At 65.0% G+C, this 23,090-nt stretch carries 20 protein-coding genes and 1 pseudogene; 4 read left to right on the forward strand and 17 right to left on the reverse strand.

What is annotated here, in order from left to right; translation table 11 throughout:
- Positions 1–45: 45 nt before the first annotated feature.
- Complete coding sequence (locus tag K289_RS0100280; protein WP_027549603.1) at positions 46–249, reverse strand: DUF1127 domain-containing protein; 204 nt, start codon at positions 247–249, stop codon at positions 46–48.
- A 110-nt stretch (positions 250–359) separates the two neighbouring features.
- On the opposite strand from K289_RS0100280, the gene K289_RS0100285 reads away from it, so the two are divergent.
- Positions 360–1,253, forward strand: coding sequence for a transcriptional regulator GcvA (locus K289_RS0100285; RefSeq protein ID WP_027549604.1), 894 nt, complete (start codon positions 360–362; stop codon positions 1,251–1,253).
- Between the two features lie 154 nt (positions 1,254–1,407).
- A complete protein-coding gene (locus K289_RS0100290; protein WP_027549605.1) occupies positions 1,408–2,736 on the forward strand; it encodes an MFS transporter in 1,329 nt (442 codons plus the stop codon).
- A gap of 166 nt (positions 2,737–2,902) precedes the next feature.
- Here K289_RS0100290 and K289_RS0100295 read toward each other — a convergent pair whose 3' ends face one another.
- From K289_RS0100295 to K289_RS0100305, 3 genes are read right to left on the reverse strand one after another with little or no spacing between them, the layout of a single operon-like run.
- Positions 2,903–3,316, reverse strand: coding sequence for a Rieske (2Fe-2S) protein (locus tag K289_RS0100295; RefSeq protein ID WP_027549606.1), 414 nt, complete (start codon positions 3,314–3,316; stop codon positions 2,903–2,905).
- Positions 3,316–4,425 (reverse strand): amidohydrolase family protein, encoded by a 1,110-nt coding sequence (locus K289_RS0100300; RefSeq protein ID WP_027549607.1) that lies wholly within the window; start codon positions 4,423–4,425, stop codon positions 3,316–3,318. The genes K289_RS0100295 and K289_RS0100300 overlap by 1 nt, the downstream gene beginning before the upstream one ends.
- 23 nt (positions 4,426–4,448) lie before the next feature.
- Entirely contained in the window at positions 4,449–5,507 is a 1,059-nt protein-coding gene (locus tag K289_RS0100305; protein ID WP_027549608.1) for an amidohydrolase family protein, read from the reverse strand.
- Between the two features lie 156 nt (positions 5,508–5,663).
- Between K289_RS0100305 and K289_RS0100310 the strand changes: the two genes are divergently transcribed.
- Entirely contained in the window at positions 5,664–6,146 is a 483-nt protein-coding gene (locus K289_RS0100310; protein WP_027549609.1) for a CinA family protein, read from the forward strand.
- Between the two features lie 238 nt (positions 6,147–6,384).
- Here K289_RS0100310 and K289_RS0100315 read toward each other — a convergent pair whose 3' ends face one another.
- From K289_RS0100315 to K289_RS43725, 13 genes and pseudogenes are all read right to left on the reverse strand, one after another.
- Positions 6,385–6,660, reverse strand: a complete 276-nt coding sequence (locus K289_RS0100315) for a DUF1488 family protein (RefSeq protein WP_027549610.1) — start codon at positions 6,658–6,660, stop codon at positions 6,385–6,387.
- A gap of 156 nt (positions 6,661–6,816) precedes the next feature.
- Positions 6,817–7,440, reverse strand: a complete 624-nt coding sequence (locus K289_RS0100320; RefSeq protein WP_027549611.1) for a lipopolysaccharide assembly protein LapB — start codon at positions 7,438–7,440, stop codon at positions 6,817–6,819.
- Positions 7,441–7,583: 143 nt separating this feature from the next.
- Positions 7,584–9,068 (reverse strand): AMP nucleosidase, encoded by a 1,485-nt coding sequence (locus K289_RS0100325; RefSeq protein ID WP_084788530.1) that lies wholly within the window; start codon positions 9,066–9,068, stop codon positions 7,584–7,586.
- 315 nt (positions 9,069–9,383) lie between these two features.
- Positions 9,384–10,718: an HlyD family type I secretion periplasmic adaptor subunit gene (locus K289_RS0100330; RefSeq protein ID WP_027549613.1), complete on the reverse strand. Its 1,335-nt coding sequence runs from the start codon at positions 10,716–10,718 to the stop codon at positions 9,384–9,386.
- A gap of 42 nt (positions 10,719–10,760) precedes the next feature.
- Positions 10,761–12,509 carry a type I secretion system permease/ATPase gene (locus K289_RS0100335; protein ID WP_027549614.1) on the reverse strand — a complete coding sequence of 583 codons (1,749 nt, stop codon included), beginning with the start codon at positions 12,507–12,509 and terminating at the stop codon, positions 10,761–10,763.
- A 263-nt stretch (positions 12,510–12,772) separates the two neighbouring features.
- Complete coding sequence (locus K289_RS0100340; protein WP_027549615.1) at positions 12,773–13,042, reverse strand: GlsB/YeaQ/YmgE family stress response membrane protein; 270 nt, start codon at positions 13,040–13,042, stop codon at positions 12,773–12,775.
- Positions 13,043–13,373: 331 nt separating this feature from the next.
- A complete protein-coding gene (locus K289_RS0100345) occupies positions 13,374–14,351 on the reverse strand; it encodes an ABC transporter ATP-binding protein (RefSeq protein ID WP_027549616.1) in 978 nt (325 codons plus the stop codon).
- The gene (locus tag K289_RS0100350; RefSeq protein ID WP_027549617.1) at positions 14,348–15,763 is read right to left on the reverse strand and encodes an Asp-tRNA(Asn)/Glu-tRNA(Gln) amidotransferase GatCAB subunit A; all 1,416 of its coding nucleotides are present in this window, start codon (positions 15,761–15,763) and stop codon (positions 14,348–14,350) included. Before K289_RS0100350 ends, K289_RS0100345 begins: the two co-directional genes overlap by 4 nt.
- Complete coding sequence (locus tag K289_RS0100355; protein WP_027549618.1) at positions 15,760–15,957, reverse strand: hypothetical protein; 198 nt, start codon at positions 15,955–15,957, stop codon at positions 15,760–15,762. The genes K289_RS0100350 and K289_RS0100355 overlap by 4 nt, the downstream gene beginning before the upstream one ends.
- Positions 15,954–17,015: an ABC transporter ATP-binding protein gene (locus tag K289_RS0100360; protein WP_027549619.1), complete on the reverse strand. Its 1,062-nt coding sequence runs from the start codon at positions 17,013–17,015 to the stop codon at positions 15,954–15,956. Before K289_RS0100360 ends, K289_RS0100355 begins: the two co-directional genes overlap by 4 nt.
- 3 nt (positions 17,016–17,018) lie before the next feature.
- Positions 17,019–17,921 (reverse strand): ABC transporter permease, encoded by a 903-nt coding sequence (locus tag K289_RS0100365; protein ID WP_027549620.1) that lies wholly within the window; start codon positions 17,919–17,921, stop codon positions 17,019–17,021.
- Between the two features lie 428 nt (positions 17,922–18,349).
- Positions 18,350–19,303 (reverse strand): ABC transporter permease, encoded by a 954-nt coding sequence (locus tag K289_RS0100370; RefSeq protein WP_027549621.1) that lies wholly within the window; start codon positions 19,301–19,303, stop codon positions 18,350–18,352.
- Positions 19,304–19,528: 225 nt separating this feature from the next.
- Positions 19,529–21,178, reverse strand: a pseudogene (locus K289_RS43725) (ABC transporter substrate-binding protein); the annotation flags it as partial.
- Positions 21,179–21,379: 201 nt separating this feature from the next.
- Between K289_RS43725 and K289_RS0100380 the strand changes: the two are divergent.
- Positions 21,380–22,975 (forward strand): ABC transporter substrate-binding protein, encoded by a 1,596-nt coding sequence (locus tag K289_RS0100380; RefSeq protein WP_027549622.1) that lies wholly within the window; start codon positions 21,380–21,382, stop codon positions 22,973–22,975.
- The last annotated feature ends 115 nt before the right edge of the window (positions 22,976–23,090 follow it).

Consider the following 23,090-nt stretch of genomic DNA (forward strand, 5'->3'; position numbering starts at 1 on the left):
TGACCGCCGGCGCCCCTGATCAGGCGGCGCCGGCCTGGCTGCCGTTCAGGCCCGCCAGAAGGGTTTGTCGGCTTCGTAAGCAACGTCAGCCCAGGACAGGCCGATGTCCTGGAGATCGCGGGTGGTCCATTCGGCGAGCTCGCGACGGGTCCGGTAGCGCTCGTGCCAGACATGCAGGGTCTCGCTGATCTGGTCGATCAGCCCATGCGCATGATGATTTGTCATCGAATTTGTGGTGCAGGTAGACATTTTCAGCTCCTCGAGCTAAATTTCACCGTAATATCCGCCTGCGAACGCGCCTCGACAAACGACAATTTGTACCTTTTCGCATGAATTAAGCTCATGCATCCTGCTGCCAAATGACTGCCAGATTGCCTTCCCTGAACGGATTGCGGGCGTTCGAGGCCGCTGCGCGGCACCTCAGCTTCACGCTGGCCGCTGCCGAGCTGAACGTGACCCAGACCGCGATCAGCCATCAGATCCGGCGGCTCGAGGAGGAGCTCGGCATCCGCCTCTTCATCCGGCAGAACCGCGCGCTGGCGCTGACGCCGGAGGCGCGCGACTACCTGCCCGGCGTCCGCGCCGCCTTCAACGATCTCAGGCTCGCGACCGACCGCCTGCTGCGCAAGGACGACGACAAGGTGCTGACCGTCTCGACGATCGCCTCGCTCGCCGCGAAATGGCTGCTGCCGCGGCTGACCGATTTCCAGGAGACACATCCCGGCGTCGACGTTCGCATCACCACCTCGACCAGCCTCGTCGACTTCCAGCGCGACAATGTCGACGCCGCGATCCGCTACGGGAGAGGCCAGTGGGCGGGCCTGCGCGCCGACTGGCTGATGGCGGACGAATTGTTCCCGGTGTGCAGCCCGTCGCTGCTCCGCGGCGACAAGCCGTTGCGCCGGCCCGAGGATCTGCATGAGCATGCGCTGCTGCACACCAACAACAGCGACGACTGGCGTCTCTGGCTGACGGCGGCAGGCCTGTCGACCGGCATTTCCCGGCTGCCCGGCATCACTTTCGACATGACCCTCATGACGGTCCAGGCGGCGATCGACGGCATGGGCGTTGCGATGGGACGGACCTCGTACGTCCAGGACGACATCGCGAAGGGCCGCCTCGTGGTGCCCTTCAAGATCGCCCTGCCAGCGGATGCCGGCTTCTATCTGGTTTCGCCCAACGGCCGCCGCGAAGCGCCGAAGCTCGCCGCCTTCCGCCAATGGGTGGTCGCTGCAGCGCAGAATAAAGCCTGAAAAATCAATCGGCTTCCGCAGCAAAATCGGTTGACTCGCAGCGCCCCGCGCGGGAGGGGTTATGACAGATTGTCGCAGCAATCTGTCGCCTGCCGTGAAAATGAGTTCCGGTCCGGCCGAGTCTTCAAGGCAAGCCTTCAAGGGGAGCAACGCCATGGCTGGACCAGCCTCAACCAATCCGCCCGAGATCAAGTCGCGCATCGGCGCCATCCTGCGCGCGACCAGCGGCAATTTTCTCGAGCAGTTCGACTTCTTCCTGTTCGGCTTCTATGCCGCCGCGATCGGCAAGGCGTTCTTCCCCTCCACCAACGAGACGGCCTCGCTGCTCAACACCTTCGGCGTGTTCTGGCTCGGCGCATTGATGCGGCCGGTCGGCGCGATCGTGCTCGGCGCGTACATCGACCGCATCGGCCGCCGCCAGGGCCTGATCGTCACGCTCGGCATCATGGCCGCCGGCACCGTGGTGATCGCGTTCTGCCCGAGCTACGCGACCATCGGCATCGCCGCGCCGATCATCGTGCTGCTCGGCCGCCTGCTTCAGGGCTTCTCCGCCGGCGTCGAACTCGGCGGCGTCTCGGTCTACCTCGCTGAGATCTCGACGCCGGGCAATCGCGGCTTCTACACCTCGTTCCAGTCGTCGAGCCAGCAGGTCGCGATCTTCGTGGCGTCGATCCTCGGCTACATCCTCTCCGAGGTCATGCCCGCCGACATCGTCACCGCCTGGGGCTGGCGCATCCCGTTCTTCGTCGGCTGCCTGATCATCCCTCTGATCTTCTTCCTGCGGCGCACGCTGCAGGAAACGCCGGAATTCCTGGCGATGAAGAAGCATCCGACCGCTGCGCAGGTGTTTTCCTCGGCGCTCGCAAACTGGCGCATCGTCATCCTCGGCATGATGATCGCGATCCTGACCACCACGACATTCTATTTCGTCACGGTGTACACGCCGACCTTCGGCAAGAACGTGCTGAAACTGACGACGCAGGACGCGCTGCTCGTCACGCTGCTGGTGGCGGTGACCAACTTCATCTGGAATCCGGTCGGCGGCGCACTCTCTGATCGCATCGGCCGCAAGCCGGTGCTGCTGACCATCGCCTGCCTCTCGCTCGTGACCGCCTATCCGGCGCTGCACTGGCTGGTGGCGGCGCCGACCTTCGGCAAGCTGCTCGCGGTCGAGATGATGTTCTCGTTCTATTTCGGCGTCTACAGCGGAACCATGCTCGGCGCGCTGGTCGAGATCGTGCCGGCGCATGTGCGCACCACCTGCTTCTCGCTCGCCTTTGCGCTCGCGGCCGCCCTGTTCGGCACCTTCACCCCGTTCGCCTCGACCTGGCTGATCGAGAGAACCGGCGACAAGGCCTCGCCCGGCTTCTGGCTGATGTTCGCTGCCCTGCTCGGCATCATCGCCGCCTCGACCGTCTACCGCGGCGGCGGCAAGGCGGTGGCGACGTATGATCCGGTGGCGGAGCCGGTGGCCGGCCATTGATCGTCATTCCGGGGCGCCTCGAAGAGGCGAGCCCGGAATGCATTTCTCCGAGTATTCCTGCGGCCCGATGCATTCCGGGCTCGATGCTCTCGGGCCGCGCTTCGCGCGGTCCCGTCGCATCGCCCCGGAATGACAGTGGGGTTAGAGTTCGACTACACGGTGGGGGTTAGAGCTCCACCACCACGTAATCGCTCTCGACCCGCACGGGGATCGTCTCGGCGACATACGGGCCCTTCACCACGCTCGTGCCGGGCTCGACATGGGCCGGATACGCTTTCACGCGGAAGCGGCGGGGATCGCAGTAGGATTGGCCGGTGCGCACGTCGAATTCCCAGCCGTGCCACGGGCAGCGGATGATTTCGCCGAGCTTGGTGTATTCGATCTCGCCGGGATCTTTTGACCGAGCGAGCCCGATCAACGAGCCCTCGCACAGCGCCGCCCCCTGATGCGGGCAGCGGTTCAACAGGCCGAAATATTCGCCCTTGATGTTGAAAACCGCGATCGGCCGGCCGTCGATCTCCAAAAACTTTCGCGTACCGGGCGGGAGCTCATCGACCGACGCGATCACATGACGCGCCATCAATTGATTCCATACAGCTTCCGCGCGTTGTCGCGATAGAACGCCTCACGATTGGTTTCGCTGACGCCCGGCGGCAGCACGCGCGACGGCTCGTCATAGTCCCAATGCGGATAGTCCGTCGCGAACAGGAGCCGGTCCCAGCCGATCCACTTGATGACGTCGAACAGATCCTCGCGCCGCTCCGGATCCTCCATCGGCTGCGTGGTCCACCACACCTGCTCGCGGATATATTCCGACGGTGGCCGCTTCACGTGCGGCACCTCGCTGCGCAGCCGCTGCCAGACCTTGTCGAGCCGCCAGGCCAGTGACGGCGCCCAGCCGAAGCCGGCCTCGATCATCACCATCTTCAGCTTCGGGAAGCGCTCGAACACGCCTTCGAGCACGAGGCTTGCGAGTGCCGATTGCTGGCACTGCGAATGTCCGACCATCTCCTCGATGTAGTAGCTCGGCCAACCCGACGGCGTGATCGGATTGCCGCCGAAGCCGAAGGCGTGCACGCCGACTGGCAGCCCCGCCTCTTCCGCGGCCTGATAGATCGGCCAGTAGCGGCGCTGACCCAGCGGCTCGACATTGCGGCTGAGCAGCAGCACCTGGACAAAATTCTTGTCGCCGGCGCGCTCGCGGATTTCGGCGGCGGCCGACAGGCCGTCCTCATTGCCGACGACGATGGAGGCTCTCAGCCGCTTGTCCTTGCTGGTCCATTTGTCGATCTGCCAGTCGTTGATCGCCGAGCACAAAGCTGCCGAGAGCTCGTGATTGCGGATGCCCTGCCCGGTGTTGAGCGGATTGAGTACGCCGAGCTGCACATTGTTGGGATCGAGATGCTGCTTCTGCATGAAGGAGAGCGAGGAACCCTGCGGACCGCCTTCCGGCGGATAGGCATCGCGACGCGAAGCGTTGGGCTGCGCCTTCGGATAGGGCGGGCCTTCCATCATGCCCTGATAGGCATGGACACCGTAGATCTCGAGATGATGCTGCCAGCGCTTGGCGAGATAGGGATAGAGCTCGGTTCGGGTCGCGCGTGCCGGATGGATATCGCAATCCGCGATCGCGGTTTTTGCGGTCAGGGGGGAAGCGGCTTCGGAGCTCTCGCGGAACTGGATATTCATCGCCTTGCCTCCTTTGGCAGCGGCTAAGTCAGGCGGGGATAGGTTGCATGCGGATTGTCGATCATGATCTTGCGCACGAGATCGGGGGACAGACCTTCGGGCAGCGCATCCTGGCCGTCGAACTGCCAGTGCGGATAGTCCGTGGAGAATAGGACCAATTCATCGGACTGCATATGATCAAACAGGCGAATTAATGTCTCCGGTTCCGGCGGCGCGTCAAATGGTTGTAATGAGAAACGGATGTTGCTGCGCACAATTTCCAGCGGAGCGCGGTCGACCCAGGGCGTCTCCATTCGCACGCCGCGCCAGAACTTGTGCAGGCGCCAGAGATAGGGCGGCAGCCAGGAGATTCCGGATTCCAGCATCACCATCTTCAGCCGCGGATGACGCGCGAACACGCCCTCGACGATCAGGCTGGTGAGCTGGGTCTGGAACGCCTGGGCCTGACCGACATAATCCTCGATGTGATAGGAACCCCAGCCGACCGAGGTCGGCGGATTGTGATAGGCGGAACCGGCGTGGACGCCGATGGCGAGGTCCAGCCGTTCCGCAGCCGCATAGATCGGCCACAGCGCGCGCTTTCCCAGCGGCGTGTCGCCCATCACCAGCATCAAGACCTGCACGAAGCGCCGGTCCTGCGCGCAACGCTCGATCTCGGCGACGGCTTTCTCGATGCTTTGCGTGGGGATCACGATCGAGCCGCACAGCCGCGTGTCGCGATCGAGCCATTCCTTCGCCAGCCAGTCGTTCAGCGCGCGGCAGAACGCGGCTTGCATGTCCTCGGAAAACACCATCTGCACGCCGTAGAGCGGATTGCAGATGGCGTGGCCGACCGCGAAGGGATCGAGCACATGGCGCTGCATGTCCTCCAGGCTCGAACCGGGCTTGCCGGCGTCGGGACGCCAGTCCTCGCGCGCCGTGATCGGCGAGTTCTTCGGATAGGATTGCGAGATGAGGTCGACCATGCCGCGCGTCGTCACCTGGTCGCGCCAGTAGTCGCTCAGATAGGGCAACAGGCTCGTCAGATGCGGCACCGCCGGGTGCACGTCGCAATCCACACCGCCGGCGATCAGGGACGTCATGACGTCTCCTCTTCACGTTTCCCCTTGCGCAGCGCTTCGCCGCGCCGTCTTGCGCCCACCATTCAAGCAGGCCTGCCCGCCCCCTGCAACTCGGCCAAGGCCGCTGTCATATGCTAGGAAGTCGCAGCTCGGTTGCGAGGATGGGAGGCTAAAGAAATGAAAGAGCTCGTTGGCATTGCGGAACAGGTCGCAGCGAAATTGATCGCGCGCAAAGAGACCATCGCGGTCGCGGAATCCTCGGCCGGCGGCCTGATCGCGGCAAGCCTGCTCGCAGTGCCCGGCGCGTCGGCCTATTTCCTCGGGGGCGCCGTGGTCTATACGCGCGATGCGCGGCGGGTGCTGATGGATATTTCGGATGACGGCATGAAGGGCTTTCGATCCTCATCGGAGCCTTACGCGAAACTTCTCGCCGAGCAGATGCGCGGCCGCTTCGGCTGCGACTGGGGCCTGTCCGAGACCGGCGCAGCCGGCCCCTCCGGCAACAGCTACGGCGATGCCGCTGGCCATAGCTGCATGGCGGTCGCAGGACCCGCGGCGGAGGTCATGACGCTGGAGACCGGCAGCAAGGATCGACTCGCGAACATGCAGACTTTTGCGGCAACGGCGCTGAGGCTGCTGCTGAAGAATTTGGAGCGGTGATTTGTATCGCGGCTCAAGTGAATCGGGACAACCATCCCGCATGTACCGCAGTCATGCTCCAGCATGCCGCCTTCGCTGAAGCTTCGGCGGCCGAGCACCCTTGTGGCCCGGCGTAGCCTTGGCGGAGCCGGCACCGGGGTATCCAGTACGCCGAGGCCTATCGATTGAATCACAACCGCCTCTGGAATACTGGATCGCCCGGTCAAGCCGAGCGATGACGGCGGAAGATCGGGCGCGCCTACCTCTCCAAATGTCGCGTGAAAATCCGCACCACATGGCCCCGGACCCGCGGTGCCTCGTCGTAGAGGTCTGACGCGATCCGTTCGATGGTCTCGCGCAGCGACAGGAACTGCGCCTGGCGCGCGCTGCTCTCGGTGCCTTCCATGCCCGCCAGCTCGTCCATGGCGGCGTCGCTGATCTGACACTGCACGACGTCACCGTCGTTCAGCATGGTGAAACGAAAGGCCAGACGTTCCAGATCATGGCCCACGATCTTGTCGCGCGTCAGCGGCATCCAATTGTTCCGTTCGCGCCCCCGCGCGGGACAATGCTGAAAATCTGACGCCTTGTCACCATGGGCCAAGGGACAGGGCAATCCAAGGGACAGCGCAATCATGGGGAGCGCGTCAGCAGCGCATGCCCGGACGCGCTCTCATTCAGCAGCTTCACCTCAGTAGACGAGCGCCGTACCGGTCGGCTTTTCCAGCGCTGCGGCCAAGGACTTGTACTCCTCGCAATCCGTCCCGCAGATGGCCGCGATCCGGCTCAGGTGATAGAGCGCCTGCTCGCGATTGCCCTGCTCGAGCTGCCACAGGCCGTAGTACTGCCAGGTCAGCACGTGGTTCGGATCCGCCTTCAATGCGCGCTCGTACCAGACCTGTGACTGCTTGTAGTCGCCGAGCTTGCGATAGGAGTAGCCGATGAGGTTGGCGACGTTCGGATGGTCGTCATGGCCGAGCGCCTTCAATTGCTCGATCGCGGCCGCGTAATCATTGCGCTCGTAGATCGTGTCATAGGCCACGCGATAGCCGGCCGCGAATGCCGGATCGTCGATGCTGGACTGGTTGTTGGGCTTCCTGGCCTTGCTGGCCTTCGTTCCCGGACGTCTCGGATAGGTCGGCTGGGTAGTGGTGGTGCTCGGCGTCGCATAGGCGCCGGCATAGGGATCGCTGGTACTGATGCCGCTGCCGCCGCCTCCACCACCGCCGCCTCCGCCTGCGGCAAAGGTCGGCGAGGCCAACAGGGCCGCCGCAAACGTGCCCAGCACGAGGATTCTGATCATCCCTGAGATCATGCCTGTCTCCTGTCTTGATCGAAGCGGCCCCGGACGAGTTGATAACACTGCCGCGGCAGCGATATTCCAGGACGCTCCGGTCACGGAGACGTCAGCGTTCGTACGACAGTTCTCCTGTCCTTCCATCCAACGCGACAGACGAGCTACTGGAACGCCACCTCGGCGAAGCTGCGGAGCTTGCGCGAATGCAGCCGCTCCGATTCCTGCTGCTTCAGCCGCTCGAGCGCCTTCAGCCCGATCTCGAGATGCTGGCCGACGCGGCGGCGGTAGAACTCGCTCGCCATGCCCGCAAGCTTGATCTCGCCGTGCAATGGCTTGTCGGAGACGCACAGCAGCGTGCCGTAGGGGACGCGGAAGCGATAGCCGTTGGCCGCGATCGCTGCCGATTCCATGTCGAGCGCCACGGCGCGCGATTGCGACAGGCGGCGGATCACCGCAGGCCCGCTGATCTCCCAGTTGCGATTGTCGACGCTCGCAACGGTGCCCGTGCGCATCAAGCGCTTGAGCTCGAAGCCTTCGAGGCCAGTGACATCTTCGACCGCCTCTTCGAGCGCGACCTGCATCTCGGCCAGCGCCGGGATCGGCACCCACAGTGGCAGCTCGCGATCGAGCACGTGATCCTCGCGCACATAGCCATGGGCGAGCACATAGTCGCCGAGCCGCTGCGTATTGCGCAGGCCCGCGCAATGGCCGAGCATGAGCCAGGCATGCGGGCGCAACACGGCGACGTGGTCGGTGACGTTCCGCGCGTTCGACGGACCGGTGCCGATGTTGATTAGGGAGATGCCGCGATAGCCGGGCATGACGAGATGGAAGGCCGGCATCTGCGGCGTGCGCTCGGGCGCAAGCCCGGTCATCGCGCCGCCATTGCGCGTGATCACGTTGCCCGGCGCCACAAAAGCGTCGAGACCGGCCTCGCCGGACTGCAGCCGCTGCTGGCAGAGCTGCGCGAAGGCATCGACATAGAACTGGTAGTTCGTGAAGATCACGAAATTCTGGAAATGCTCGGGATCGGTGCCCGTGTAGTGATAGAGCCGCCGCAGCGAATAATCGACGCGGGCGGCCCGGAACAGGGAGAGCGGTTCGGGCAGTCCGGGCTTCAGCTCGAACGTGCCGTCGGCGATCGCATCGTCCATGGTGGCGAGATCAGGCACGTCGAACACGTCGCGCAGCGACCGCATTACCGGCGACTTCTCGCTGGTGGAAATGGCGGCTTCGATGTTGATATCGCGGCGATAGGCGAAGTGGATCGGGATCGGTTCGCCGGATTCGCCGATCTCGACGGGCACACCGTGATTCTGGATCAACAGGCCGATCTGCTCGGTCAGGTAGCTCCGGAACAGATCGGGACGCGTCACGCTGGTCTCATGCACGCCAGGTCCGGCGACGAAGCCGTAGGAGAGACGCGAATCGAGCCGCGCATAGGTCGCGGTGGTGATGCGGACGAAGGGATAGTAGGCGCGCATATGCGTCGTGATCGCCTCGCCGCCAACATAGGCCTCGAACCGTTCGCGCAGGAATCTTGTGTTGCGTTCGTAGATTTCTTCGAGGCGGGCGACGGCCGCGGCCGCATCGGTGAAGGCTTCGGTGGCGATGGACGGCGGGGATTGGATTGGGATGGGATGCATTTTTGCGCCAGTTGCTTTGAAGAGCCGCTTGGTGTCGGAGTATAGCAAGAAGATGGCGACGCCGTCATTGCGAGCGCAGCGAAGCAATCCGGAAATCTCTCCACGGAGATGGCCTGAATTGCTTCGCTGCGCTCGCAATGACGAGTGGAAGCTGTCGTAGGGTGGGCAAAGCGAAGCGTGACCACCCTTTCAAATATCAGGAGGTGAATGCTGGGCACGGCGCTACGCGCCTTTGCCCACCCTGCGGGACCGAAACTATGGATCGAGATCCCGGATGCACGCCAAGCGCGCTCCGGGATGACGCGCTTTCGCGCGTCACTTCTCGCGGAACGCCCGCATGAGCTGGTCGTGCAGCGGCTTCATCAGGTAGGACAGCATGGTGCGGTCGCCGGTCTGGACGAAGGCCTCGACCGGCATGCCGGGGATCAGCTTGACGTCGCCGAGGCGGGCGACCTCTTCGGCCGGCATCGAGACGCGGATGGTGTAGTAGCTCTGGCCGGTGCGCTGATCGGTGGTGACGTCGGGCGAGACGCGGCTGACGACGCCGTTGAGCTCGGGCGTGGTGCGCTGGTTGAACGCGGAGAGGCGCAGCAGCGTCTTCTGGCCGACCTGGAGCTTGTCGATATCGACCGGATTGACCTTGGCCTCGACCTGGAGGTCGTCGGCCTGCGGCACGATCAGCATCAGAGTGTCGCCGGCGGTGACGACGCCGCCGACCGTGTGCACGGTCGATTGCAGCACCATGCCGTCCTGCGGCGCGCGGATGTCGACGCGGCGGAGCTGATCCTCCGCGGTGACCTTGCGCTCGATCAGCTCGCCGATCTTGTCGTTGGTCTCGCGCAGATCCTTGGAGACCTCGCTCACCATGTCCTTGTCGACCTGGATGATCTGGAGCTCGGTCTCGGTGATCTTGCCCTTGGCCTGCGCCCGCGAGGCGATGTATTGCGCGCGCTCGCCGTTGAGGCGGGCGGAGTCGCGCTCGAGCGTGGTCAGGCGCGAGAGCTGCACCAGGTGCTTGTCGTAGAGATCGCGAACGCCGGTGAGCTCCTGCTGCACCAGGGCGATTTCCTTGTCCTTGGCCTTTTCCTGCGCGGCGAGACCTTCGATTTCCTCGTTGAGCTGCTGGATGCGCTCGCGGAGCTGCGCCTTCTGGCCGGCGCGGCCGTTGACGCGGACGTCGAACAGCTTGCTTTCGCTGGCGACCAGCGTCCTGACGTCGGGATCGGCGGCACGATCGAGCAATAACTGCGGGAACTCGATCTTGTCGAGAGCGCGCTGCTCGGCCTGCAACCGCGCCGCACGCGCCAGCGCTGCATCGAGATTCTTGGTCACGATGGCGAGGTTCGCCTTGGTGACGGTGTCGTCGAGCCGCACCACGATGTCGCCGGCCTTGACCACGTCGCCGTCGCGGGCCCGCAGCTCGCCGACCACGCCGCCGGTCGGGTGCTGCACCTTCTTGACGTTGGATTCGACGACGACCTGCCCGGGCGCGATCAGTGCGCCCGAAATCAGCACCGTCGACGCCCAGCCGCCGAGCCCGAAGGCGAGGAACAGCACGATCGACAGCCCGAGGATCAGGTGAAACCTGATCGAGTGCCGTACGCCCTGTTTGTCCGCGCCCTTCACGCCGCCAATCGTCATCGTGCTCATGACAGGTTTCCCGCTGCGCTCATGACAGGTTTCCCGCTGCGCTCATGGCTTGGTCACCCCGCCTTCGCTGACGATCTTGATCGGCGCCGGCGGCGCAACACGGGGCTGGAGCACCTGGGCAAGCACCTGCTCCTTGGGACCGAAGGCCTGCACCTTGCCATCGCGCAGCACCAGGATCTGGTCGACCGCCTCGACGCCGATCGGCCGGTGCGCCACTACAATCACGATGGCGCCGCGTTCGCGCGCCGAGCGGATCGCGCGGGTCAGCGCCTCGTCACCCTCGGTGTCGAGGTTGGAGTTGGGCTCGTCGAGCACGATCAGGAACGGATTGCCGTAGAGCGCGCGCGCCAGCGCGACGCGCTGCGCCTGCCCTGCGGAGAGCGCGGCGCCCTGCTCGCCGACTTGCGTGTTGTAGCCCTCGCGCATCTTGATGATCATCTCGTGCACGCCGGCCTCTTTCGCCGCGGCGATGATGCCGTCCGACGTCGCCTCGGGATCGAAGCGGCTGATGTTCTGCGCGATGGTGCCGCCGAACAGTTCGACGTCCTGCGGCAGGTAGCCGATATGGCGGCCGAGCGCATCCGACGACCATTGGTCGAGCGCGGCGCCGTCGAGCCGCACCTTGCCGCGGACCGGCTGCCAGACGCCGACGAGCGCGCGGATCAGCGACGACTTGCCGGAGCCGCTCGGCCCGATCACCCCGAGACCATTGCCCGCGGTCAGCGCGAAGGTGGCGTCCTGCACGATCAGGCGCTGATCGCCCGGCGGCACGATGGAGACACCTTCGACCGACAGCCGGCTGGTAGGTGCCTGCAACTGCGTCGGCATCGTCTGCGCCGGCATCTGCTCCAGCAGCCGGGTCAGGCGGTGCCAGCTCTGGCGGGCGGCGACGAAGGACTTCCAGTGCGCGATCGCCAGATCAACCGGCGCCAGCGCGCGCGCGGACAGGATCGAGCCGGCGATGATGATGCCCGCGGTCGCTTCCTGGTGGATGACGAGATAGGCACCGACCGCGAGCACGGCCGATTGCAGCATCATGCGCAGCACTTTTGCGACCGCACCGAGACCGCCGGCGACGTCGCTCGCGCGCTGATTGCCGGCGAGATATTTTTCGTTGGCCTCGCTCCAGCGCTGGTTCAGCCGGCCGGCCATGCCCATCGACACCAGCACCTCGGCGTTGCGGCGGCTGGACTGGGCGAGATCGTTGCGCTGCGCGGCGAGCCCCATCGCCTCGCGCGCCGGCTGGCGGGACAGGAACTCGGTGACCAGCGTCAGCCCGACCAGAATGATGGCGCCGACCAGCGCGGTCACGCCGATCAAGACGTGGAAGGCGAAGCAGATGGCGAGATAGAGCGGCAGCCAGGGCAGGTCGAAGAACGCGCTCGGTCCCATGCCGCCGAGGAAGGAGCGGACATTGTCGAGGTCGCGGAGCGGCTGCAGTCCCTCATTGCGGCCGCCGACCAGGAGCGGCAGGCGAACGATGGTGTCGAACACGCGCTTGTTGAGCGCTTCGTCGAGCGCGGTGCCGACCCGCCCGAGGATGCGCCCGCGGATCATGTCGAGCACGCCCTGCGCGATATAGAGGCCGCCAGCCAGGATGATCAGGCCGACCAGGGTCGGGATGCTGCGGCTCGGCAGCACGCGGTCATAGACCTCGAGCATGAAGATCGACCCGGTCAGATAGAGCAGGTTGATCATGCAGCTCATCAGGCCAACGCCGATGAACGCCGAGCGACAGGCGCGCAGCGCTTCACCGAGCTCTGAACGGCGAAAGCCGGGAACGGCTGCCATCAGTCTGATCTCTTTCGGGTAACGGGCGAAGCCCCTGTTTTAAAAAGCAATTTCAGGGCTACTTGACCCGGATTAATATTGTGTTTTCGGCGCTCGCCCAACGCCGTCGAATTGATCCTCGAAACCGATGGCTCATCATCTACCCCGACCGCGCACCTGCGCAAGTCCGGAATCTCACAGGGATACGGCTTTTTCTTGCAAGCTTAACGCCTCTCCCCAGCTTGGGGAGAGGCGTTGGAGTTCCCGACGTGTTGAGCCTCCCGCTAGAGCCGGCCGCCACCGCGCACCAGACGCACCACCAGCAGCAGGATGATGGCGCCGATGGCGGAATAGATGATCTCCGAGACCATCCCGACGCCAAGATGGATGCCGAGCTTCGGGAATAGGAAGCTCGCGACAAACGCGCCGGCGATGCCGATCACGATGTCGCCGATGATGCCGAACCCGCTTCCGCGGACCACCTTGCCAGCGAGCCAGCCGGCAACCAGGCCGACGAACAGGATGACGATGAGGCTTTGGCCAGAAATGTACATAAGTTGAAGTCCCTCTCCATGAACGGGGGGCATGGAACGGGAACCGGGATGAACGGGGTCTGAATGCTGTTAACCCCTCCGCTCTGGCGGCCGCACTTCGACCAAAACGCGAAAACAACCCCATGCAAAGTAGAACGGCGCCGGACGGGATGCGCCCGGTCAATCGTGACAACTCGGTGCAGGCGCAGAAGATTTTCGAATTGAGGCGCGCACGAAGTGAGGAGTGCACTCACTGTCAGGGGCGCGCTTCTCTCTCATTCCCTCCCCCCTTGCGGGGGAGGGAGCGCAGTGTGCGCGTGGCCGCAGCTAACTCCACATCAACAAGAGAGCACTACGAGCCGGCCGTCACCTTCTCCGCCAGCACGCACCTTGCCGCCCGGCCCGGCCCCACCTCCACATTCGGCGGCAGTTGCTCCAGGCAGCGCGGCTGAGCGGCGGCGCAGCGGGGGGCGAAGGAGCAGTTGTGCGGCTTCTCCGCCAGCGAGGGCGGCGTGCCGGGGATGGTCTCGAGCCGCTGTCCCCGCTTGGCGCCATGGATGGTGGAGGCGAGCAGGCCCCTGGCATAGGGATGCATCGGCGCGCGGACGATGTCGCGCAGGCTGCCCTGCTCCACGATCTGGCCGGCATACATCACCGCGACGCGGTCGCAGATCTCGATCGCGACGCCGATGTCATGGGTGACGAAGATGACGGACATTCCGAACTCGCGCTGCAATTCGCGCAGCAGCAACAGGATCTGGATCTGCACGGTGGCGTCGAGCGCCGTGGTCGGCTCGTCCGCGAGCAGGATCTTGGGCCGGCAGGCGAGCGCCAGCGCGATCATGGCGCGCTGGCGCATGCCGCCGGACATCTCATGCGGATAGGCGTCGAGCCGGCGTTTTGCCGATGGGATGCGCACGACCTCGAGCATTTCGAGAGCGCGCGCCCTGCCCTCCGCAAAGCTCTTGCCCTCGTGGCGCACGACGCTTTCGGCGATCTGCGCGCCGATCGTGTAGACCGGATCGAGCGCGAGCGCGGGCTCCTGAAAAATCATCGAGACGGTCTGGCCGCGGAAGGACGAAAGCTCCTCGTCGTTCATGGCGAGCACGTCGCGGCCCATCACATTGACCGTGCCCGATATCTGCGTGCGTTTCCGCGGCAACAGCCGCATCAGCGCACGCAGCGTCACGCTCTTGCCCGAACCGGACTCGCCGAGCAGGCCCAGCACCTCGCTGTTGCCGAGCGAGAGATTGAGATCGTTCACGGCAAAGACCGTGCGCTCGCCAGTGAAGCGGATATTGAGGCCTGAGATCTCGACAAGCTTTGTCATGACGGCAGTTTTGGGACCCGGTCGTGGTGATCGGTCACGCGCTGGAATGCGGCGCCGATGGTGAGCAAGGTCGCTTCATCGAAGGAGCGGCCGATGAGCTGCATGCCGATCGGCAGGCCGCTTTTGGTGAAGCCGGACGGAACCGTCAGCGACGGCAGGCCGAGATAGTTCACCGGGCGAGTGAACAGCGTCAGCCGCTGCAACAGCGCCGGCGCGTTCGGTCCGCCGCCGACGTCACTCTCCGCGATCGTCGGCGCCGGCACCGGTGAAGCCGGCGCGATCACCGCATCGACGCCGGCGGTCGCCGCGTTGTGCGCGGCAAGCGCAGGCCCGCGCCAGCGCATCGCCTCAAGATAGGTGATGGCGGGAACAGCGAGCCCGTTCTGAAGCCGCATCAGGACCTGCGGGCCATAATCCTGCGGACGCTCGATCATCCAGCGCTTGTGGAAGGCGGCGGCCTCGGCGGCGAGCACGAGCTGGCTGGCCGCGGACAATTGCCGCTGGTCCGGCAACTCGACCTTGGCGATGTCGGCGCCCTCGCGCTTGAGCACCGCGATGGTCTCGTCGAGGACACGCGCGACCTCGCTGTCGAGATCGTCGACGTAGAACGAGGCGGGCACGCCGATCTTCAGGCCCTTGAGCGAACCCTTCGTCGCAGCGACGTAGTCCGAGACCGGCTCGTGGCTCGCGGTCGGATCCTCCGGATCGGGGCCGGCCATCAAGGCCAGCAGCAGCGCGCAGTCCTCGGCGGTGCGGGCGAGCGGGCCGACCGTATCGAGCGATTGCGACAGCGGCATCGCACCGGCGCGGCTGACGCGGCTCCAGGTGGTCTTCAGCCCGGTGACGCCGCAGAAATGCGCGGGCATGCGGATCGAGCCGCCGGTGTCGGAGCCGAGCGCCGCATAGGTGAGCCGCGCCGCGACCGACGAGCCGGAGCCCGACGACGAGCCGCCGGTGATGTGCGCGACATTCCAGGGGTTGCACACCGGGCCGTAATGGCTGTTGTGGCCGGTCGGGCCATAGGCGAATTCGGCAAGATGCAGCGTGCCGAGCCGGATCTGGCCGGCGTCCTTCAGCCGCTGCAGGGCGGTCGATGTGGTGGTGGCAACGAAGTCGCGGCGGATCAGCGAGCCGCAGGTCGCGACCTTGCCGGCATCGTAATACATGTCCTTGTGCGCAAGCGGCACGCCGTGCAGCGGCCCGCGTACTTCGCCGTTGGCCAGTTGAGCGTCGGCAGCATCGGCCGCTTTCAGCGCAGCCTCCGATTCGATCGACATGAAGGCGTTGAGATGCGGCTGCCACTGCGCGATGCGATGCAGCAGGGCGCGCGTCACCTCATGCGAAGACACCTGCTTCATCGCGATCGCGCGTGCGACCTCGGTGAGCGTCATCAAGGCGGGCTCAGTGCTCATTTCGAAACCTTGGCGTTCTGCGCGACCACGTAGAGCGCCGGCTCGAGATCGAACGGCAGCGTGCCGGCAATGGCGGCGAAGCCGTCGAAAGCAGGGCCGATCGAATTGGAGATGCGCGTCGCGATCTCGTCATCCACGGGAACACCGGCGACCTGCGCCGCCGCCATGATTTCTCTTGTCGTTGGTCTCGTCATGCCATTTCCTCCGTCGGCGCGCGGCTATGGCCTGAACCCGGGATCGCCATGTAGCACGCGGCCTCGTGGCCCATCTTATCGAGGGCGGTGAGCTTTGGTGTAGCATTTGCGCAGAGCGGCTCCGCAAACGGGCAACGGGTGTGGAAGCGGCAGCCCGGGGGCGGATCGATCGGATTGGGCGGATCGCCCGTGATCGGCGGCTTCTCGGTGCGCCTGTCGGGATCGGACGACGGCATCGCGGCGAGCAGCGCACGCGTATAGGGATGCGCCGGCCGGTCCCAGACCTGGTCGACCGGGCCGAGCTCGACCACCTCGCCGAGATACATCACCAGCACGCGATCACTGATGTAGCGCACCACGTTGAGGTCGTGGCTGATGAAGAGATAGGTCAGGCCGAACTCGCGCTTGAGGTCGGCGAGCAGGTTGAGCACCTGCGCCTCGACCGATTTGTCGAGCGCGGAGACGGCCTCGTCCAGGATCACCAGCCGCGGCGACAGTGCCAGCGCACGCGCGATATTGACGCGCTGGCGCTGGCCGCCGGAGATCTCATGCGGATAGCGGTTGGCGAAGTTCTCCGGTCGCAATCCCACCTTGCCGAGCAGCTCGCGCGCCAGCGCGCGCGCCGCAGCGTCCGCCATACCGTGGACCTTGGGGCCGAAGGCGATCGACTCCTCGATCGTCAGGCGCGGATTGAGCGAGGCATAGGAATCCTGGAACACCATCTGCATGCCCCTGCGCAATTCGCGCAGGGAGAGCGACTGGCCGACGGTCATGCCGTCATAGATGATGTCGCCGGCATCGCGCGGCATCAGATGCATCAACAGCCGCGCGGTGGTCGACTTGCCGCAGCCGGACTCGCCGACGATGCCGACGGTCTCGCCCTTGGCGACGGAGAAGGACACGTTGTCGACGGCGCGCACGGTGCGCTTGGCGCCGAACAACTCGCCGCGAACCGGAAAATGTTTTGTGAGGCCGCTCACCTGCAACAGCGGCTGCGCCACGCCGCCGCGGTCTTCGACCGGCTCGAGCATTTCGAAAGGGGTGATGGTCTCGCTCATGGCCTAGTTCCTGATGTCCATGGCGCTGCGCAGGCCGTCCGAGAGCAAATTGAAGCAGATCGAGACCGCGAAGATCATCGCGCCGGGAAGCGCCGCGACCCAGGGATTGACGTAGATCGCGGTGCGCAGCGTGTTCAGCATCAACCCCCATTCCGGCTCCGGCGGCTTGGTGCCGAGGCCGAGGAAGGAGAGCCCGGCGGCCAAGATCATCGAGACCGAGATCAGGCTGGTGGCATAGACGAAGATCGCGCCGAGCACGTTGCCGAGAATGTGCACGCGCATGATCGTGAAGGGGCCTGCGCCGGAAGCGCGCGCGGCTTCGACAAAGTCCATGTTGCGCACGCCGGTGGTGACGCTCTCGGCAACACGGGTGATCTGCGGCACGAACACGATGGTCAGCGCGACGATGGAGTTGAGGATGCCGGCGCCCAACGCGCCGGAGATCGCAATCGCCAGCAGCACGGAAGGAAAGGCGTAGAACACGTCGACCGTGCGCATGATCGCGGTGTTGAGCCTGCCGCCGACATAGCCGGCAATGATGCCGAGCGAGGTGCCGATGCCGAAGGCGAGGATCACGGGCAGGATGCCGATGACGAGCGACAGCCGCCCGCCATAGATCAACCGCGCCAGCATGTCGCGGCCGAGCTCGTCGGTGCCGAGCGGATAGCCCGGTGTCGCGATATGACGGAGACGGCGGATCATCGAGCCCTTGTAGGGATCCTCCAGGCCCAGCCACGGCGCGAGCAGCGCGGAGAGGAAGATCAAGAGCAGCACCAGCGCGCAGGCCATGCTGACCTTGTCGCGCAGGATGCGGCGGCCGACGGTCGCCCAATAGCCGCGCGCCTTGGTCGCCGGCGCCGCCTGGAGCGCCGCCTCGTTCATCGCGGACAGCGGAAGCTCGCTCATCGTCCGGCTCCCGGCAGGTATTGGTTCAATCGATGCAAGCCGAGGACGCGGTGCACCTCTCCCGCTTGCGGGAGAGGTCGGCGCGAAGCGCCGGGTGAGGGTTCTCTCCTCTTGGGGGTTCTCGATTGCGGAGACACCCTCTCCCCAGCCCTCCCCCGCAGGCGGGGGAGGGAGCGCACCTTCTTTGCGGCTACAGCCAGACCAGAGCTCATCGGCTAGCCTCCGGCGGGCACAGATTTGATCGATGCGAGCCCAGGATGCAGTCCACCTCTCCCGCTTGCGGGAGAGGTCGGCGCGAAGCGCCGGGTGAGGGTTCTCTCCTCTTGGGGGTTCTCGATTGCGGAGACACCCTCTCCCCAGCCCTCCCCCGCAGGCGGGGGAGGGAGCGCACTGCCTTCGCGGCTATAGCTGGGCTCAATCTCATCCCGCTAGCCCCGCTTGATGCGCGGGTCGATCGCGGCTTGCGCGATATCGACCAGCAGATTGAGGAAGACGAAGAACAGCGCCAGCACCAGGATCGTGCCCTGCAGCAGCGGCAGGTCACGCTGGAAGATCGCCGAATTCAACAGGAAGCCCGAGCCCGGCCAGGAGAACACGGTCTCGATCAGGATCGAGCCGCCGAGCATGTAGCCGAGTTGCAAGCCCATCACCGCGAGCGCAGTCGGCGCGGCATTCTTGATGACGTGGCGGAACACCCCTCGCTCGTGCAGGCCTTTTGCCCGCAGCGCCTCGACGAAGTCCTGCGAGAGAATGTCGCCGGTGAGCGCGCGCACCGTGCGGGTGACGATGCCCATCGGGATCACCGAGGTCGTGATCGCCGGCAGCACCAGGTATTTGAGATGCGCCCAGTCCCATGCCCATGCGCCGGAGCCGCCGGGACCGGCGCCGACCGCGGGCAGCCAGTTCAGCTCAACCGAGAAGATGATGACGAGCAGCATGCCGAGCCAGTAATGCGGCACCGAGACGCCGGCGATGGCAAAGGACGTCGCCAGCTTGTCGATCCAGGTCTCGCGGAAATAGCCGGCGATCAGGCCGAGCAGGATGCCCATCGTGAAGCCGATGATGGCCGCGGCGATCGCGAGCGTGACGGTGTTGCCGACCGCGCGCATGACTTCGGCGAGCACGGGCCGCCCCGTCGCGATGGAGTTGCCGAGATCGCCATGCAGCGCGCGCAGCAGCCAGAGGCCGAACTGCACCGGCAGCGGCCGGTCAAAGCCGTAGGCGGCGCGAAGCTGCGCCGCGAGCTCCTGCGACGCGTCGGCCGGCAGCACGGCCACCAGCGGATCGCCCGGCGTGATGTGCACGAGCAGAAAACACACCAGCGCCACGCTGATGATGATCGGGACGACGTAGACGATGCGTCTGGCGATATAGGCGAGCACGTTTGGTTCTTTCTTCCTTCCCCTTGTGGGAGAAGGTGGCTCGCTCTGGAGCGCAATTGCGCTCCTGAGCGAGCCGGATGAGGGGTTCTATCCGCGACTACGGTCATTCGCATGAGTGAGGGGCATCCGCGGAAACAGACCCCTCACCCGGCTTCGCTTTCGCGAAGCCACCCTCTCCCATAAGGGGAGAGGGTGCACCGAGTGCGTTGCTCGAACTACTGCGCGAGAGACCGGCGAGAAGTCGATGAACCAGCTCTTCGGCTGCACGACGCCGGTCACCTTCGGGCTCATGGCGCGGGGGCCGACGTCATGGGCGACGTAGAGGAAGGCTGCATCGTCGACGGAGGCGGCGTGCAGCTCGGCGAGCGCAGCGTCACGCGCGGCGGGATCGAAGGTCTGCCGCGCCTTCTTCACCAGCTCATCGAACTTGGGATTGTTGATGAAGCCCCAATTGTTCGACACCGGCGGTGCCATGCTCGATTGCAGGAAGCGCACCAGCGCGAAGAACGGGTCCATCGCCGCATAGGTGACGTTGGTCGCGTTCGAGCCGTTGGCGGTGGGATCCTTGGCGCCGCGGCGCCAGTTGGTGAACAGCGTATTCCACTCGATGACGTCGAGCTGCACATCGAAGTAGCATTCGGCCAGCGCCTGCTGCAGATATTCGTTCATCGGCAGCGGCTGCATCTGGCCCGAGCCGGACGCCGAGGTCTGGATCTTCACCGCCAGCCTCTTGTTCGGACCAAAGCCGGCCTCCTGCATCAGTTTTTGCGCGGCAGCCTTGTCGTATTTGATCTCGAAGGTCGGCTTTCCCCGCCAGGGATGGCCGGGCTCGAAGGTGCCGGTCGCCGGCACCATCAGGCCGGCGAGCAGGCCGTCCCTGAGGCCTTCACGATCGACGCAGAGGTTTGCAGCCTTGCGCACGCGGATGTCGTTCCAGGGCGAGCCCTCGACACGCGAGAACTGCCACGGCCAGACGTGCGGCTGCTCGTTGGCGTAGAGCTTGAAGCCGCGCTGCTTGAGCTCGGGCAGCGCATCCGGCGCCGGCGCCTCGACCCAGTCGACCTGGCCGGAGAGCAGCGCCGCAGTGCGCGCGTTGGGTTCCGGCATCGGCAGAAGCACCATCTTGTCGACCTTGGGCACGCGAGCCTTGTCCCAATAGCTGGCGTTCTTCACGAGCTCGAGCCGCTCGCGCGGCGTGAAGCTCGCCATCTTCCACGGGCCTGTGCCCGAGGCATCCTTGGCGAACGCGGTCCAGGCGGCCTGCGACTTCGCCTTGGCGTCGGCGCCTTCGGCCTTGTCATAGAAGGCCTGCCACTTCGCCGGGCTCGCCATGAAGAGATTGGTGAGGTTGATCGGCAGGAAGCTGTCGGGCTCCTTGGTGGTAAGCTCGACCGTCATGTCGTCGATCTTCTTCGCGGAGGCGAGCGTCGGCATGCGTGAGGCGGTGACGCCGACCTGGCTCGCATCGAACTGCGGCGCGTCCTGCTTCAGCACCTTCTCGACATTCCACACCACGGCGTCGGCGTTGAACGGCGAGCCGTCATGGAAGGTGACGCCGGGACGCAGCTTGAAGATCCACTTGGTCTTGTCGGCATCGTCGACCTTCCACTCGGTGGCAAGGCCGGGGATCACCACGCTCGCCTTGTCGGCGGACGACAGGTCCCACCCGGTGAGCCCGTCATACATCGTGAGGCCGGTAAAGCGGTTGCCCTCAAAGCCCTGGTCGGGCTGGCCGAGCGTGCGCGGAATATCGGCAGCGGTCATGCCGATGCGCAGCACGGTTTCGGCACCGGCCACGCGCGGCCATGCGGCCGCGGTGCCGAGCGCCAGCAACGCGATCAGCGCCGCGCGAGTTGGAGTCGTCTTGATAAGCATCGCCTCAATCCTTTTCCGGCTTTCGATGACTATTTTTGATGCAATCGTATGCAATGGCCATGCCAATGGGGAAACTTATTCTGCAAATTGCCCCTGCGACGACAAGTCCTTGTGATCGCGCGCCGCTAAACGCGTCGCGCTGCCTATTCTGGCATCGAGCTTGCAGGTTTGGCCCCGATTTCTCCCTGGGAGCCTTGGGCCATGCATACCCGATCATCGATTTGCCTCGCCGTGCTTGCACTGGCGTTCTCTGCAATCTCGGCGCGCGCCGAAACCGTGGTGCGCTACGGCATTTCGATGGCGGATATTCCGCTGACGACCGGCCAGCCGGATCGCGGCGCCGGCGCCTATCAGTTCACGGCCTACACGATCTACGATCCGCTGGTCGCCTGGGAGATGGACGTCGCCGACCGGCCCGGCAAGCTGGTGCCGGGGCTCGCCACCGAGTGGAAGGTCGACGACAGCGACAAGACCAAATGGCGCTTCACCTTGCGCAAGGGCGTGAAATTTCACGACGGCAGCGAGTTCAATGCCGACGCGGTGATCTGGAATCTCGACAAGGTGCTCAACGACAAGGCGCCGCAATTCGACAAGCGCCAGAGCGCGCAGGTGAAGACGCGCCTGCCCTCCGTTGCCAGCTACGCCAAGATCGACGACTTCACGGTGGAGATCACCACCAAGACGGTCGACTCCTTCTTTCCCTATCAGATGCTCTGGTTCCTGGTCTCGAGCCCCGCGCAGTACGAAAAGCTCGGCAAGGACTGGGACAAGTTCGCGAGCCAACCCTCCGGCACCGGCCCGTTCAAGCTGACCAAGCTGGTGCCGCGCGAGCTTGCTGAGCTGACCAAGAACCCGGATTACTGGAACAAGACGCGCATTCCGAAGGTCGACAAGATCGTGCTGGTGCCGATGCCCGAAGCGCTGACGCGCACCAACGCGCTGCTGGCCGGACAGGTCGACCTGATCGAGACCCCAGCGCCGGACGCCGTGCCGCAGCTCAAGGCCGCCGGCATGAAGATCGTCGACAACATCACGCCGCATGTCTGGAATTATCATCTCAGCATGCTGCCGGGCTCGCCCTGGACCGACATCCGCCTGCGCAAGGCGCTCAACCTCGCGATCGACCGCGAGGGCGTGGTCGGGCTGATGAACGGCCTCGCCAAGCCCGCAAAAGGCCAGGTCGACCCGTCGAGCCCGTGGTTCGGCAAGCCGAGCTTCGACATCAAGTACGACCTCGCAGCGGCCAAGAAGCTGGTCGAGGAGGCCGGCTACTCCAAGGACAAGCCGCTGAAGACGACCTTCATCATCGCGCAAGGCGGCACCGGGCAGATGCTGTCGCTGCCGATGAACGAATTCCTGCAGCAGAGTTTCAAGGAGATCGGCATCGACATCGACTTCAAGGTCGTCGAGCTCGAGACGTTATACACGCACTGGCGCAAGGGCGCGGCCGACGAAATGAACGCCGGCATCACCGCCAACAACATCGCCTATGTCACCTCCGACCCGCTCTACGCCATCGTGCGCTTCTTCGCCTCCGACCAGATCGCGCCGGTCGGCGTCAACTGGGGCGGCTACAAGAACCCGAAGGTCGACGCCCTGATCAACGAGGCCAAGCAGACCTTCGACACCGCCAAGCAGGACGATCTGATCGCGCAGGCGCATGCCCTGATCGTCGACGATTCCGTGCTGGTGTGGGTCGTCCACGACACCAACCCGCACGCGCTGTCGCCAAGGATCAAGCAGTTCGTCCAGGCGCAGCACTGGTTCCAGGATCTGACCACGATCGGGGTGGAGTGAGGCGGCTCCCGTGCGGCCGCCTCAATGAACGCGGTCGTCGCGGCCTTCGCCGGGACGACCGCCGGGAGCTACTACGCGCAAATGCCTCAACAGAATCGTCATTGCGAGCGGAGCG

It is taken from the genome of Bradyrhizobium sp. Cp5.3, assembly GCF_000426265.1.
Classification (GTDB): Bacteria; Pseudomonadota; Alphaproteobacteria; order Rhizobiales; family Xanthobacteraceae; genus Bradyrhizobium; species Bradyrhizobium neotropicale.